Annotated in this window: 13 protein-coding genes; 9 read left to right on the forward strand and 4 right to left on the reverse strand. The window is 72.7% G+C overall.

The genetic code is table 11. The features are described from left to right. Nucleotides 1–15: 15 nt before the first annotated feature. Together ABEA82_RS26955 and ABEA82_RS26960 are read right to left on the reverse strand one after the other, a co-directional pair. A complete protein-coding gene (locus tag ABEA82_RS26955) occupies nt 16–273 on the reverse strand; it encodes a hypothetical protein (protein WP_345664253.1) in 258 nt (85 codons plus the stop codon). Next, nucleotides 270–1,088 (reverse strand): phytanoyl-CoA dioxygenase family protein, encoded by an 819-nt coding sequence (locus ABEA82_RS26960; RefSeq protein WP_345664254.1) that lies wholly within the window; start codon nt 1,086–1,088, stop codon nt 270–272. The genes ABEA82_RS26955 and ABEA82_RS26960 overlap by 4 nt, the downstream gene beginning before the upstream one ends. A 73-nt stretch (nt 1,089–1,161) precedes the next feature. Between ABEA82_RS26960 and ABEA82_RS26965 the strand changes: the two genes are divergently transcribed. Next, nucleotides 1,162–1,941 (forward strand): helix-turn-helix domain-containing protein, encoded by a 780-nt coding sequence (locus ABEA82_RS26965; RefSeq protein WP_345664255.1) that lies wholly within the window; start codon nt 1,162–1,164, stop codon nt 1,939–1,941. A 10-nt stretch (nt 1,942–1,951) separates the two neighbouring features. Here the strand turns inward: ABEA82_RS26965 and ABEA82_RS26970 are convergent, their stop codons facing one another. Together ABEA82_RS26970 and ABEA82_RS26975 are read right to left on the reverse strand one after the other, a co-directional pair. Continuing rightward, nucleotides 1,952–4,387 (reverse strand): SpoIIE family protein phosphatase, encoded by a 2,436-nt coding sequence (locus tag ABEA82_RS26970; protein WP_345664256.1) that lies wholly within the window; start codon nt 4,385–4,387, stop codon nt 1,952–1,954. A 123-nt stretch (nt 4,388–4,510) separates the two neighbouring features. Then, nucleotides 4,511–5,899, reverse strand: a complete 1,389-nt coding sequence (locus ABEA82_RS26975) for a glycoside hydrolase family 43 protein (protein WP_345664257.1) — start codon at nt 5,897–5,899, stop codon at nt 4,511–4,513. 238 nt (nt 5,900–6,137) lie between these two features. Here ABEA82_RS26975 and ABEA82_RS26980 point away from each other — a divergent pair, with 238 nt between their 5' ends. The 8 genes from ABEA82_RS26980 (at nt 6,138) to egtD (ending at nt 14,798) form a co-directional block, all read left to right on the forward strand. Beyond that, complete coding sequence (locus ABEA82_RS26980) at nt 6,138–7,562, forward strand: amidase (protein ID WP_345664258.1); 1,425 nt, start codon at nt 6,138–6,140, stop codon at nt 7,560–7,562. Between the two features lie 20 nt (nt 7,563–7,582). Beyond that, the gene (locus ABEA82_RS26985; protein WP_345664259.1) at nt 7,583–7,801 is read left to right on the forward strand and encodes a hypothetical protein; all 219 of its coding nucleotides are present in this window, start codon (nt 7,583–7,585) and stop codon (nt 7,799–7,801) included. A 134-nt stretch (nt 7,802–7,935) separates the two neighbouring features. After that, a complete protein-coding gene (locus ABEA82_RS26990; protein ID WP_345664358.1) occupies nt 7,936–9,405 on the forward strand; it encodes an SPFH domain-containing protein in 1,470 nt (489 codons plus the stop codon). A gap of 52 nt (nt 9,406–9,457) precedes the next feature. Then, nucleotides 9,458–9,895 (forward strand): type II toxin-antitoxin system PemK/MazF family toxin, encoded by a 438-nt coding sequence (locus ABEA82_RS26995; RefSeq protein WP_425588562.1) that lies wholly within the window; start codon nt 9,458–9,460, stop codon nt 9,893–9,895. Between the two features lie 505 nt (nt 9,896–10,400). Then, complete coding sequence (gene egtA, locus ABEA82_RS27000) at nt 10,401–11,714, forward strand: ergothioneine biosynthesis glutamate--cysteine ligase EgtA (protein ID WP_345664261.1); 1,314 nt, start codon at nt 10,401–10,403, stop codon at nt 11,712–11,714. Beyond that, nucleotides 11,711–13,048, forward strand: coding sequence for an ergothioneine biosynthesis protein EgtB (gene egtB / locus ABEA82_RS27005; protein WP_345664262.1), 1,338 nt, complete (start codon nt 11,711–11,713; stop codon nt 13,046–13,048). The genes egtA and egtB overlap by 4 nt, the downstream gene beginning before the upstream one ends. Next, complete coding sequence (gene egtC, locus ABEA82_RS27010) at nt 13,048–13,839, forward strand: ergothioneine biosynthesis protein EgtC (protein ID WP_345664263.1); 792 nt, start codon at nt 13,048–13,050, stop codon at nt 13,837–13,839. The genes egtB and egtC overlap by 1 nt, the downstream gene beginning before the upstream one ends. Beyond that, a complete protein-coding gene (gene egtD, locus ABEA82_RS27015; RefSeq protein WP_345664264.1) occupies nt 13,836–14,798 on the forward strand; it encodes an L-histidine N(alpha)-methyltransferase in 963 nt (320 codons plus the stop codon). The genes egtC and egtD overlap by 4 nt, the downstream gene beginning before the upstream one ends. Nucleotides 14,799–14,908: the final 110 nt, after the last annotated feature.

Here is a 14,908-nt window from a genome sequence, read left to right on the forward strand (position 1 = left end):
ATGGAGTGAAGACGGCTACAGCTTTTCGAAGAAGAACTCGTGCTTGAGGAAGGAGGTGTCGTACTCGTGGCCGGGGTGGGGCGGCAGCAGCTGGGAGGCCTGGAAGAGGCGCCAGCCGTCCGCGAGCGCGGCCAGACCGGTCGGGTAGGGCGGCTCGTCGCTGTCCCCGGTCGTGGGGTGGGTCCGGCCCGTGCCGTCGTACCGGGACCATCCCACCACGGGCGAGTCGAGGGCGGACGAGGCCAGGTAGAGCACGAGGACTTGCTGTTTCATGCGTGGCTCCTCAGGGCGGGCCGGTTGCTGACGCGTGTGACCCAGTGGTCGACGTCGAACGTGTCGTCTCCGGTCAGCGCGCGCCACAGCAGCACCCGGTTGTGGATCTCCAGGCGGGCGGTGGCCTGCTCGTACCACGGGAAGGAGGCGCCGAGTTCCGCGGTGACGGCGGGGTCGTGCAGGTCGGAGGTGTCCCAGAGCCGGACCTGGGGCACGGTCGGGTTGAAGCGGATCTTGTACATGTAGCGCCGCCGCGCGGTGTCGTTGCGCCGGCCGCCGTGCCAGATCCCGTGGTGCACCAGGACGACGGTGCCGGCCGGGCAGGTCAGCCGGGTCTGCCCGCGCAGGTTCTGCACCCGGCCGATGTCGGTCTCGTTGACGTGACGCAGATGGCTGCCGGGCACGCTCAGCGTCCCGCCCATGTCGGGGGTCACTTCGTGGGGGTAGTACATGAGCTGGACGTCGAAGGCGTCCGGCCGCACGTCGATGATCGCGTCCGCGTGGAGGTCCTGCGCGCTGCCCTCGTGCGGTTCGCGTACGTGCACCGCGTGGTGGTCGACCGTCGGGTCCGGTCCCACGAGGCTCTCCAGGGCGCCAGCCACGGCGGGAACGGCGAGCAGGCGGGGGATGAACGTGTTCTGCGGGAAGGCCTCGGCCAGCGGAGTGCCGTAGGGGACCGCCGGTATCCCGGTGGACAGGGTCGCGATGGCCTCCTCGTTCAGTTCCGGGGGCACGACCCCGTCCAGGCGCAGGAAGCCCCGCGCGACGAAGCGTGCCAGCTCGACCGAGGTGAGCAGGTTTCTGGTGGTTGGCATACGACGAACGTAGGGCGTGAAGGCCTGGACGTCGTGGGGTGCAATCGCCCGGTGCTGGTAAATTCTCACCATCATGGAGAGCGTCTCGCTGCGTCTGGATGTCCCGCCCGAGGTGGTGAACGCGGGGGTCGGTGTGCACGGTGTCTCCACCGCGCACGACGTCTTCCGGCTGCCCGACCTGTGGCAGCTGCACCTGTACAGCTATGTGGGCCGGCTGTCCGTCCTCGGCACCGGGCACGCCATCCGGCCCGGACACGTCAGCCTGATCCCCCCGGACACCGAGGCGCACTTCCACTACCGCGGCAGATCGGAGCATCTCTACGCCCATCTGCGGCTTCCGGGCACCGGCGCCGGGCACCGGGTGCCGCTGATGCAGGACGCCCAGGCCGAAGGGCCGCTGCTGGCCGGCCTGTTGAGACACGCCGTCGCCGCGATGCCCGGCTCCTCGGCCCGTGCCTCCGCCGAGGTCTGGACGGTGCTCTGGCACGTCGCCGAACTGGCCCGGCCCGGCTCCGAGGATCCGGGGCGGCAGCATCCCGTCGTGGCCGCCGCGCAGGCGTACGTCGAGGAGCATCTCGCCGACCCGCTGCCCGTACCGGTCATCGCCCGCTCGGCGGGCGTCTCGCACACCCATCTGACCCGCCTGTTCCGCGCCGAGACCGGTCTGACGGTCGTCGCCTACGTCCGCCGCCGGAGGCTGGAGCGCGCCCGCCACCTGCTCCAGGCGTCCACGCTCCCGATCCCCGCCGTCGCCGCGGCGGTGGGCATCGCCGACCTTCAGGCGTTCAACAAGGCGTGCCACCGCGAACTGGGTGCGGGACCACGGGCCGTACGCGCCGCGCGGGTCCGCTGAGTCGCGGTCGTCAGTCCGCGGGCAGGGGCTGTTCGGCCCAGATCGTCTTGCCCCGGTACGTGTGACGGGTGCCCCACCGTTGGCACAACTGGGCGACCAGCAGCAGGCCGCGCCCGCCTTCGTCGTAGACCCGGGCCCGGCGCATGTGCGGGGCGGTGCTGCTGGCGTCGGAGACCTCGCAGATGAGGTTGCGGTCGAGGATCAGGCGCAGCTGGACGGGCGGTTCGCCGTACCGGATGGCGTTGGTGACCAGCTCGCTCACGACCAGTTCGGTGACGAACGCCGCCTCGCCCAGGCCCCATTGCTCCAGCTGACGGCTCACCCGGTCCCGGATCTCGGCCACCGCGGAAGGGTGCGGCGGCACGTCCCAGGACGCCACGTGGGCCGAGTCCAGGGCACGCGTACGGGCGATGAGCAGCGCCACGTCATCGCCGGGCCGGGCGGGGAGCACGTCCTGCACCACGGCGTCGCAGATGTCCTCCAGAGCCGGCCCCGAGCGGTCCAGCGCCCGCAGCAGCAGCTCGATGCCGACGTCGATGTCGCGGTCCCGGGCCTCGATGAGGCCGTCGGTGTGGAGCACGAGGAGGCTGCCCGGGGGGAGCTCGACCTCGGCCGCTTCGAACGGCAGGCCGCCCAGTCCCAGCGGGGGCCCGGCGGGGAGTTCGAGGACGCGGGCCTCATCGCCCGGGCGGAGCAGTACCGGTTCCGGATGGCCCGCGCGGGCCAGGGTGCAGCGCCGCGAGACCGGGTCGTAGACGGCGTACAGGCAGGTCGCGCCGATGTCGGCGGCGCCCGAGGTGTCGTCGTTCTCGGCCGAGAGCCGGTTGACCAGGTCGTCGAGGTGGGTCAGCAGCTCGTCGGGCGACAGGTCGACGTCGGCCAGGGTGCGGACGGCCGTGCGCAGCCGCCCCATGGACGCGGAGGCCTGGATGCCGTGACCCACGACGTCTCCGACGACCAGGGCGACCCGGGCGCCGGAGAGCGGAATGACGTCGAACCAGTCGCCGCCCACGCCCACCTGGGCGCCTGCCGGCAGATAGCGTGAGGCGACCTCGACGGCGGACTGCCGGGGCAGCCGCTGGGGCAGCAGGCTGCTCTGCAGGGTCAGCGAGGTGTCGCGCTCCCGGGTGTAGCGCCGTGCGTTGTCGATGCTCAGGGCGGCCCGGGCGGTGATCTCCTGGGCCAGCAGCAGGTCGTCCTGTTCGAAGGGTTCGGGACGCCGGTGCCGGGAGAAGGTGGCCACGCCGAGGGTGACGCCGCGGGCGCGCATGGGTACCGCGAGGACGGAGTGGAAGCCGAAGCGCTGCATGCGTTCCGCCCGGTCCGGTGCCTGGGAGGCCCACCGGTCGACCACGGCCGGGGACACCTGCTGGATCAACGGCTGTCCCGATGCCAGGCATTCGGCGGCCGGCGAGGACCGCGGGTAGGTGGCGACCGAGCCCAGCGGGACCACGGCCTCGGGGCACCCGGGCAGCACGGACTGGTTGGCCACGCGGCGCAGTTCGACCGGGCGGGGCAGCGTCGTCGCGCGGGGTTCCTGGTCGTCGTCGATGTCGGGGAGCAGGTCGACGGTGACGAAGTCGGCCAGACTCCCGACGGCCACGTCGGCCATTTCCCTGGCGGTACGGGCCAGGTCGAGCGTGGTGCCGATGCGCACGCCGGCCTCCGCGACCAGGGCGAGTCGCTGCCGGGCCAGGTGCTGCTCGGTCATGTCGTGCGCGGACAGCAGGACCCCGCGCACCGTTCCCCGGGGGTCGCGCACGGGAGCGAGGGACACCGACCAGACGCTGTCGTGCGCGTCCCCGGCCAGTTGCAGGACGGCCTCCAGGTGCTGCTGCTCGCCGGTCGCGACGACCCTCCCCATCAGCTCCTCGGTGCGTTCGCCCTGTGGGTCGAGCACGATCTCCGACACCCTGAGTCCGCGCATCTCCGCCTCGGAGAGCCCCATCACGCGTTCCATGTCCGCGTTGGCCCGGAGCAGCCGCAGCCCCGGGTCGTAGAGCGCCATGGTGCACGGGGACTGGATCAGCGACCAGCCGATCAGCACGTCCTCGTCGGGCTGTGGCTGGTCACGGGAGACCGGCGAGACCAGGAGCCACTCGTGGGCCTCGCCGTCGACGCCCGAGTCCAGGTCGCGGCGGTGGGCCAGCAGGGTCACCGGGAGGATGCGGCCGTCGCGGTGCCGCAGGGTCGCCGTGCCGTTCCACCGCTGCACCCCGATGAGGGATCGCAGCGTCCCCCTGGGTGGGTCGCCGGCGAGCAGGACGGCCGCGGGCCTGCCGATGACCGCCGAGGCCGGGTGGCCCACCAGTCGCTGCGCACCTTCGCTCCACCCGGTCACCATGCCGTGGGCATCCACGACGGCACGGGCTGTGGCCGCCTCGTCAAGGGGCGGCACCGGCCGCAGTGCCGCCCCTTCGTCTCCGGTGGGTCCCGGTGGCGTCATATCGCTCATCCGCCTCCAGCGACTACCTGCCCAGAACACGTCCAATTCATTCTAATAGTGTGAAATGGCAATAACTGCTCACCGTGCCACCGAGAGGGGCCGCGGTCACCGCGTCCGTGCAGGTCAGGCCCAGGCTGTGACCGGTACGAACGAACTGTCCTGCCGGAACAGGTCGGTTCCGTCGGGGCGCTCCACCCGGAGCTGGTAGGCGTAGTGGCGCAGGTAGTACCCCGGGTAGTTGTACGACTCGAAGCGGACGGCACCCGAGGCCGCGCCGGCCCTGAGGAAGAACGTGGCGTCCTTGGCGAACGCGCTCGTGCCGTCGTTCGGGTCGAAGCGGGCGCGGAAGTCCCAGTGGCGCAGGTAGCCGCCGGCCGCGTCGCGGAAGGAGTAACCGCTCGCGTCGGCCAGGCCGGCGACGACCGTGAAGGTGGCGGCCTGCTTCTCGGCGGTGGTGCTGGAGCCGCTGACCACGGGCAGGTCGAGGAGCGCGGACCGCTGCTGCCAGTAGCGGGTCGGGTAGTTGGCCGACCGGAAGGAGCGCGTGCCGCCGCGGGCCAGGCTCGGGCCGCCGGAGACCGTCTCCTTGACCACCGTGAAGTGCCGCGCCGTGCCGGAGATGCCGGGCAGTGCGGCCGGTGCGGACCAGGTGGCGAAGGTGTCGTGGCTGTCGCTGTAGTAGTAGTTCCCGTCGCCGTAGCCGTCGAAGAAGATCCGCCAGCCGCCGTTGTCGAGCTGCACCAGCGCGGGCCCCTCGCGGTAGCTGCCCCAGCCCGCCCAGTCGCCGGTCCTGCGGATCGTGTACGGGCCGCTCAGGTTCGAGGCGGTGGCGTACTCGATGTACTTCGTCGTCTCGTTCTTCGGGAAGGCGTGGTACGTCGAGCCGATCTTCACGATGAACGTGTCGATGTGGTTGGCGCCGACGCCCGACAGCGCCACCGGTGGGGCCCACGCCGTGAGGGCGGAGTTCGTGGCCCTCAGCCGGTACGGCGTGAAGATCCACTCGTCGTCGGTGGTGGAGCAGGACACGATGACGTTGACGCTGCCGTCGCTGTCGACGAACCATTCGGGCGCCCAGGCACGCGAGAGGTTCGTGAGCGGGACGGTGTAGTCGTACAGGAACGTCCAGGTGACGCGGTCGGAGCTGCGGGCGAAGCCGATGGTCGTACTGGGGTCCTGCCAGGTGTGCGTGGTGTAGGTGACGTAGTAGTAGCCGTCGGTGTGTCTGAGGATGCTCGCGTCGCGGATCCGGCCCGCGGGGGGCGTGTAGGCGGAGGAGCGCAGCAGCCGGAAGTCGGTGGCGTCGTCCGACTGGTACACGTTGACCGTGCCGTCGTCGCTGTTGAGGAACGGCACGATCGTGTAGCGGGTGGCCGAGCCGTTCGGGGGCGCGGCGGCCAGGGAGCTGCCGAGCAGCCCGGGCGCTTCGCCGAGCAGCGCCGCCGAGGCGGGCAGGGCGGCCAGGGCACGCAGCAGGGTGCGGCGGGGCGGAGTGGCGGGGTGTGGGGTCACGGGCGGCTCTCCCTGAGACACGCAGGGTCGAGATACCGAACAAGGTTCGGCTACTCGACCGGAAGTGGGGGCTCAGAAGGTAAGGGCGCGTCGGAGGTGCGTCAATGGTTTGAGCGAGAGCGGACGAGCCCAGTGGGGAAGAAGTGACTTGTGGGTGAATTTCATACGTGCCGTCGGCGTTCCGTCGCCGGCGACCGGACGTTACCGTTCGGTAGACAATGGATCCGGAGGTGTCCGTATGACGCTCGACCGTGCCGAAGGCCTGGCGGAGACCGCCCGTGCGCTGGCCGCCGGGGAGGTGACGTCCCGGGGGCTGGTCGAGCGGGCCCTGGCGCGGATCGAGGCGGCGCAGGGCAGCATCAACGCCTTCCGGATCGTCCGGGCGGAGGCGGCGCTCGCCGAGGCCGAGGCGGCCGACCGGGACCTGGCCGCGGGGATGCGCAAGCCGCTGCTCGGGGTGCCGGTGGCGGTCAAGGACGACATGGACGTGGCCGGCGAGCCGACCGCGTTCGGCTGCTGCGGGGAGTTCCCGCCGGTCGCCGAGGACGGCGAGGCGGTGCGGCGGCTGCGCGCGGCCGGCGCCGTGATCGTCGGCAAGACCAACACCTGTGAGTTCGGGCAGTGGCCCTTCACCGAGGGGCCCGCGTTCGGCGCGACCCGCAATCCGTGGAACACGGAGCACACGCCCGGCGGCTCCTCGGGCGGCTCGGCCGCCGCGGTCGCCGCCGGTCTGGTGCCCGCCGCGCTCGGCTCGGACGGGGCCGGATCGGTGCGGATCCCGGCCGCGTGGACCCATCTGGTCGGCATCAAGCCGCAGCGCGGCCGGATCTCCACCTGGCCGCGCGGTGAGTCCTTCCAGGGCATCACCGTCAACGGCACCCTGGCCCGCACGGTCGCCGACGCGGCCCTGCTGCTGGACGCGGCGAGCGGCAACCACCCGGAGGATCCGCACCGGCCCCCGGCCGTCGACGTGCTGTCGGCCGTCGGCCGCGACCCCGGGCGGCTGCGCGTCGCGCTCTCCCTCAAGCCGCCGTTCACGGCCGTACCCGCCCGTCTGCTGCCGGAGGTGCGGACCCGGGTCGTCGCGCTCGCCGAGCGGCTGGCGGCACTGGGGCACACGGTCGAGGAGGCGGATCCGCCGTACGGGCAGATCGGTCTGACCTTCGTACCGCGCGCGACGGCCGGGATCGCCGAGCGGGTGGACGAGGCGCCGTTCCCGGCGCTGCTGGACCGGCGCACCCGGGACGCGGCCCGGCTGGGCCGGCTGCTCGGCGGGGCGCCGCTGCGGGCGGCCCGGCGGGCGGAAACCGTGCTGCACCGCCGGATCGGCGGATTCTTCACCTCGTACGACGTCGTCCTCGCGCCCACGACCGCCGCTCCCCCGCCCCGTATCGGCGCCCTGCTCGAACTCAGCGGTTTCGCCACCGACCGCGCGATGATCGCCGCCTGTCCGTACGCCTGGCCGTGGAACGTGCTGGGCTGGCCGGGCGTCAATGTGCCCGCCGGTTTCACCGCGGACGGACTGCCGGTCGGCGCGCAGCTGCTCGGCCCTGCCGACAGCGAACCGCTCCTGGTCCAGGTGGCGGCGCAGTTGGAGGCGGAGCTGCGCTGGTCCGAGAAGTGGCCCGAGCCGCCGGTCACGGCCCGTTCCGCCGTCGCCTGAGCGACCGTACGCTGTCCCCCATGGCGGACGCGTCGATGGTCGGGCTCATGGGGCGGGTCACCGGAACGGTCGGGCCCGGGCTGGTCGGCGAAGTGATCGTCCGGGTGCGCGGCGGGGCCGAGCACTTCCTCGCCCACCCCGCCACCGCGACGGACCGCATCGAGCCGGGCACGGTCGTGATGGTGGTCGAGTACCTTCCCCCACGGACCGTCTACGTCACGGCGGCGTACGACAGTTGAGCCCGCTGCGGCGCAGGTGAGAGCCGTACGTGTCAAGGTTTGGGCAAGGATGCTCCGGTGTCTGTACCCGGGCTCGGCACAGGAGCACACTCCCCTTCGTTCGGTGCCGAGAGGGCACCATGCAGAGGGGGCGAATGCCGATGGTCGTCGGCGTCGTTGCGGGGGCGGCCGTTGCCGCCGTCCTCGTTCTGATCGGTCTGTTCAAGCTCATGTGGCGGGTCGCCGAACCCAACGAGGCACTGATCATCTCGGGTTCCAAGCACCGCACGGAGGGCCTCGAGGAGGGCATGGGGTTCCGTATCGTCACCGGGCGCGGCACGCTCGTGCTGCCCGGTGTGCAGGCGGTGCGCAAGCTGTCGCTCGACCTGAACGAGACCGAACTCCAGGTGGACTGCGTGACGCACCAGGGCATTCCGCTCAAGGTGCGGGGCGTGGTCATCTTCAAGGTGGGCGACGACTTCGTGTCGATCGCGAACGCGGCCCGCCGTTTCCTCGACCAGCAGAAGCTGATGTCGGAGCGGGTGCACAACGTCTTCGCGGGTCATCTGCGGTCCATCGTGGGCGGGCTGACGGTCGAGGACATGATCCGGGACCGGGAGAAGCTCACGGGGCAGACGCGGGCCGCGTGCGGCACCGAGATGGAGAAGCTGGGCCTGATCGTGGACTCGTTGCAGATCCACGAGATCGAGGACCCGACCGGGTACATCCAGAACCTGGCCATGCCGCACGCGGCGGCCGTGCAGCGGGACGCGCGGATCGCGCAGGCCGAGGCGAACCGGCTGGCCACCGAGGCGGAGCAGCAGTCGTTCGCCCGGATGGCGGAGGCGACGCGGGACAGCGAGATCCTCCAGGCCGGCTACCAGGCCGAGCGCGACAAGGCCGCCGCCAAGGCCCGGCAGGCCGGACCGCTCGCCGAGGCCGGGGCCCGGCAGGAGGTCGTCGTCCAGGAGACCCGGGTGGCGGAGCTGGAGGCGCACCGGCGCGAGCAGCAACTCCAGGCGGACGTCCGCAAACCCGCCGACGCGGCGGCCTACGAGAAGCGCACGCTGGCCGAGGCCGATCGCGACGCGCGGATCTCGGCGGCCCAGGCCCGGGCGAAGGAGACGGAACTGGCGGCGGCCGCCGAGGCGACCCAGGTCAAGACGGCCGCGGGGGCCGAAGCCGAGGCGACGACCGCTCGGGGCGCCGCGGCGGCGCAGGCCACCCGGGCCACGGGTGAGGCCGAGGCGGCGGCCGCTCAGGCCAGGGGGCTGGCCGAGGCCGAGGCGGCCAGGGCCAAGGGACTCGCGGCGGCGGAGGCCATCAAGGCCCGGGCCGCCGCCCTCGCCGAGAACCAGGAGGCCGTGGTCGCGCAGCAACTCGCCGAGAACTGGCCGGAGATCGTCAAGGCCGGCGCGTCCGCGTTCGGCAACGTCGACAACATGGTGCTGCTCAACGGCGCCGACGGGATGGCCGAGATGTTCACCAAGGCCCTCACCATGGGCGGCACGGGGCTGGGCCTCGCCCGTCAGCTCCTCGCGTCGATGGACCGGAACGGGCAGCCGGCGAAGGAGACCTCGCCACTCAACGGGCTGGCCCAGAAGGTGCCGATGGACGACAAGTGACCCTTCACGCGCAGCTCACGGGGGCAGCCTCTAGGGTGCCCCCGTGAGCACGATGACCGATGGACACGTCCCGGGCCGGCACGGCCCCACCGCCACCACCGAGGCCGACCCCCGCGCGGTCGGCGGGGTGCGCACGGAGTACTCCCCCGCCCATGACGGCGACCCCGACCCCGGGGAGATCGTCTGGACGTGGGTGCCCTACGAGGAGAACGACGGACGGGGCAAGGACCGTCCCGTGCTCGTGGTCGCCCGCGAGGCCGCCGGGACGTTCCTCGCGGTGCAGCTCTCCAGCAAGGCGCACGACGGGGACCGCGAGTGGGTGGCCATCGGCAGCGGGCCCTGGGACCGGTCGGGCCGCGACTCCTGGGTCGCGGTGGACCGCATCCTGCGCCTGCACGAACAGGGCATGCGCCGAGAGGCCTGCGCCCTGGACCGAGGCCGGTTCAACCTGGTCAGGCACCGGCTGCACGAGCGCTACGGCTGGACCTGAGGACCTCCGCGAGGCCGTCGCGGAAGACGCCGCGTGCCGCCGGGGTCAGGAACCCGGCGGCGGGCGGCCTCACGGCTGCCCTCGCCCGCAACCTCGTCGCCGTCGGCGTCACCCGGACGGCGGACACCGGCACCGGTTCCGGCCCGTGCCGGCGGGTGCCCTCGCGTGGCGCCCGGAGCTCCGCCGCGCGATTCCGCGCGGCCACGCGCCCACGGCGCCACCCCCGTGCGCGCCGTGACCGCGTGCCGCGCGGTCCTGCTTGTCGTGCTCACGCAGGCATCGTGGGCGATGCCCGATCCACGGCGCAACGGAGTTTTCGCCGTGGGAGAACGCCGGGAAAAGCGCGGGAAAACGCCCGGTCGGCGCGGATGACCGCCCCGGAACGCCCCGGTCTGCCCTCTTGTGCCGAGCGATCCCAGAGGCTTGGGTGGGACGAGTTGATCCCGGCCCGGGCCGTCATGAACCCCGGACCGGTGGCATGGTGGAATCTCAGGAGGATTCAGACATGTCCGATACGTCCAGTGCTCCGGCGGGTGACTGTACCCAGCCCCACAGCGCACTGAACGAAGCAGAGGTCGAGGCCCTCGTCCGCGGCATCTGCTTCAAGACCGGCCCGCCGCGCCGCCTCGGGGTCGAGGTGGAATGGCTCGTCCACGAGCTGCGCGCACCGCAGCTCCCCGTCACACCCGAAAGACTCCGAGCGGCCTACGCCGCACTGCGGCCCCTCTCCCTGAGGTCGGCGCTCACCGTGGAGCCCGGCGGCCAGCTGGAGCTGAGCTCGCCTCCCGCCGCCTCGCTGACGGAGTGCGTCCGCACCGTCTCCGCCGACCTCGACACCGTCCGCGCGGCCCTGCGCGACGACGGTCTCGCCCTCGTCGGCCTGGGCCACGACCCCTGGCACGAACCCCGCCGGTTCCTGCGCGAACCCCGCTACGACGCCATGGAGGCCTGCCTCGACCGCACCGGTCCGGCCGGCCGCGCCATGATGTGCGCCTCAGCCTCCGTGCAGGTGTGCCTGGACGCCGGCCACGAGGAGCCCGGCCCCCTCGGCTTCGTGCGGCGCTGGTGGCTGGCCCATCATCTGGGCCCGGTCCTGGTGGCCGCGTTCGCCAACTCCCCGCTCGCCGGTCACCGGCCGACCGGCTGGGTCTCCACCCGGCAGCTGGCGTGGACCAGGATCGGCCCCGGCCGGGCGGGCGGACCGCCCCTGGACGCCGACCCGCGCGGCGCCTGGGCCCGGCACGTGCTCGACTCCCCCGTGATGTGCGTACGGCGCGACGGCGGGCCCTGGGACGTCCCGGAAGGGCTCACCTTCCGGGAGTGGACCCGCAAGGGACTCCCCCGACCACCCACGCACGAGGACCTCGACTACCACCTCACGACGCTGTTCCCGCCGGTCAGGCCACGCGGCCATCTCGAACTGCGCATGATCGACGCGCAACCCGGGGACGACGGCTGGATCGTGCCGCTGGCCGTGACGGCGGCGCTGTTCGACGACCCGGAGGCCGCCGAGACCGCCTACCGGGCCGTGAAGCCACTGGCCGAACGCACCCTGGGCCTGCCCGCGCCGCACAACCCGCTGTGGCTCGACGCGGCCCGCGACGGTCTGGCGGACGCCGAACTGCGCGAGGTGGCCGTGTCGTGCTTCACGGCGGCGCTGGAGGCCCTGCCACGGCTCGGTGCCGGGCCCGAGGTGACGGACGCCGTCACGGCCCATCTGGACCACTACGTCGTCCGGGGCCGCTGCCCCGCCGACGACCTGCTCGACGGACAGCGCGGCACGGACGGCCGCGCCCACGGGAAGGATCTCCGCCCATGACCGACACCAGCCCCGCCGTCGGCACCGGGACGGCCGACCCCGAGGTGCTCCGCGAGCGCGCGGTCGCCTCGCTGGTCGTCGCCCGGGACCGCACCACCCTGCTGACGAGCTGCGTCGAGGAGCCCGACCTGACGGCGCAGCACTCGCCACTGATGTCGCCGCTGGTGTGGGACCTCGCGCACATCGGCAACCAGGAAGAGCAGTGGCTGCTGCGGGCCGTCGCCGGACACGAGGCGATACGGCCCGAGATCGACAGCCTCTACGACGCCTTCGAGCACCCGCGGGCCGAGCGCCCGAAGCTGCCCCTGCTGTCGCCCGCCGAGGCACGCTCGTACGCGGCCGACGTACGCGGCCGGGCGCTCGACGTGCTGGAGCGGGCCGCGTTCCACGGGACGCGGCTGACGGAGGCCGGTTTCGCCTTCGGGATGATCGCGCAGCACGAACAGCAGCACGACGAGACCATGCTGATCACCCATCAGCTCCGCCGTGGGCCGCAGGCGCTGACCGCGCCCGATCCGGAGCCGGTGCCGCTGTTCACCGGCCCGTCCGAAGTCCTCGTGCCCGGAGGACCCTTCACCATGGGCACCTCCGACGAACCCTGGGCCCTGGACAACGAACGCCCCGCGCACCGGCGCGAGGTGGCACCGTTCTGGATCGACACCACCCCGGTGACCAACGGCGCCTACCAGGCGTTCATCGACGACGGCGGCTACGACGACCCGCGCTGGTGGGCACCGGACGGCTGGGCCCACATCCGCCGGAACTCCATCGCGCACCCGCTGTACTGGCGGCGGGACGGCAAGCAGTGGCTGCGCCGGCGCTTCGGGGTCACCGAGGTCGTCCCGCCGGACGAGCCGGTGCTGCACGTGTGCTGGTACGAGGCCGACGCCTACGCCCGCTGGGCGGGACGCCGGCTGCCCACCGAGGCCGAGTGGGAGAAGGCGGCCCGGTACGACCCGGCCGGTGACCGCTCGACGCGCTATCCGTGGGGCGACGCCGACCCGGGGCCCGAGCACGCCAACCTCGGCCAGCGGCACCTGCGTCCGGCCCCGGCGGGTAGCTATCCGGCCGGTGAGTCGCCGCTCGGCGTACGGCAGTTGATCGGCGACGTGTGGGAGTGGACGGCGAGCGACTTCCTGCCGTACCCGGGGTTCAAGGCGTTCCCCTACAAGGAGTACTCGGAGGTGTTCTTCGGGCCCGACCACAAGGTGCTGCGCGGCGGTTCCTTCGCCGTGGACGCGGTGGCCTGCCGGGGCACGTTCCGCAACTGGGACTACCCGATCCGGCGGCAGATCTTCTCCGGCTTCCGCACGGCCCGGTCGGAGGAGGTCTGATGTGCCGCCATGTGGCGTACGTGGGCCCCGGTGAGCCGCTCGGCCGGCTCCTCGTGGAGCCCGAGCACGGTCTGTACCGGCAGTCGTGGGCGCCCCGGCGGCAGCGGTACGGGACGGTCAACGCCGACGGTTTCGGTGTCGGCTGGTACGCGGAGGGCGACCCGGTGCCGGCCCGCTACCGCCGGGCCGGTCCCATCTGGGCCGACCTGTCGTTCGCCGATCTCGCCCGGGTGGTCCGCAGCACGGCGCTGCTCGCCGCGGTACGGGACGCGACCCTGTCCGGCGCGGACGCGGAGGCGGCGGCGGCTCCGTTCGCCGCGGGGACCTGGCTGTTCAGCCACAACGGGGCGGTCAAGGGCTGGCCCGGGTCGCTGGCGCCGGTCTCCCGCACCCTGCCGCCCGAGGACCTGCTGGCGCTGGAGGCCCGCAACGACTCGGCGCTCGTGTGGGCGCTGGCGCTGGCCCGGCTGCGGAGCGGCGACGAACCGGGCCAGGCGCTGGCCGACACGGTCCTGGAGGTCGCCGCCGCGGCCCCCGGTTCCCGGCTCAACCTCCTCCTGACCGACGGTGACACCATCACCGCGACCGCCTGGGGCGACACCCTCTGGTACCTCACCCGGCCCGGCGGCGGCACGGTCGTGGCCTCCGAGCCCTACGACGACGATCCGCACTGGCGGGAAGCCCCCGACCGCACCCTGCTGGCGGCGAGCCGCACGGACGTGCTGCTCACGCCGCTGAAGGAACCGGCCGACGCCTTCGTCCCCGTACCACCGAAGGAGCCCCGTACGTGAGTCCGTTCCATGTCACCCGCACCCTGCCCGAGGACGCCACGGACGCCGCGCTGCGCGCCGACGTCCACCGCGGTCTGACCGGCCGTCCCAAGACGCTGCCGCCGAAGTGGTTCTACGACGCGCACGGCAGCGACCTGTTCGAGGAGATCACGGAACTGCCCGAGTACTACCCCACGCGCGCCGAACGGGAGATCCTGCTCGCGCGCTCCGGGGACATCGCCGCGGCGACCCGGGCCCGCACCCTGGTCGAACTCGGCTCCGGCTCCTCGGAGAAGACGCGGCATCTGCTGGACGCCCTGACGGAGCTGCGCACCTACGTCCCCGTGGACGTCAGCGAGAGCGCCCTCACCCAGGCCGGGCAGGCGCTCGCCGCCGAGCGGCCGGGGCTCGACGTGCACGCGCTGATCGCCGACTTCACCGCGGAACTGACGCTGCCGGACACGCCGGGGCCGCGGCTGGTGGCGTTCCTCGGCGGGACGATCGGCAACCTGCTGCCCGCCGAGCGCGCCGCGTTCCTCGCGTCGGTGCGTGCGCTGCTCGCCCCGGGCGACGCCCTGCTGCTGGGCACGGACCTGGTCAAGGACGAGGAGGTGCTGGTCCGGGCGTACGACGACGCGGCCGGGGTGACGGCCGCGTTCAACAAGAACGTCCTCACCGTGATCAACCGTGAGCTCGGCGCCGACTTCGAACCCGACGCGTTCGACCACGTGGCCCGGTGGGACGCCGGGCACGAGTGGATCGAGATGCGGCTGCGCTCCCGTACGGCCCAGACGGTGAAGGTGCCGGCGCTCGACCTCGCCGTCGACTTCGCGGCGGGAGAGGAGATGCGCACCGAGGTGTCGGCGAAGTTCCGGCAGGAGGGCGTGCGGGCCGAACTGTTCGCCTCCGGGCTGGAGTTGGCCCACTGGTGGACGGACGGTGCGGGCCGGTTCGCGCTGTCGCTGAGCGTGGCGCGCTGACACCGGTGATCCCACTGACGGCGGCGTGGCGCGAGGTGACGTCTCGCGCTTCGCCGCCGCTTGGGGCACGGTGGAGTAACGCGTGACACACCGTCCCCGAACAGGAGCAG

This window comes from Streptomyces venetus, assembly GCF_039540295.1.
Taxonomy (GTDB): domain Bacteria; phylum Actinomycetota; class Actinomycetes; order Streptomycetales; family Streptomycetaceae; genus Streptomyces; species Streptomyces venetus.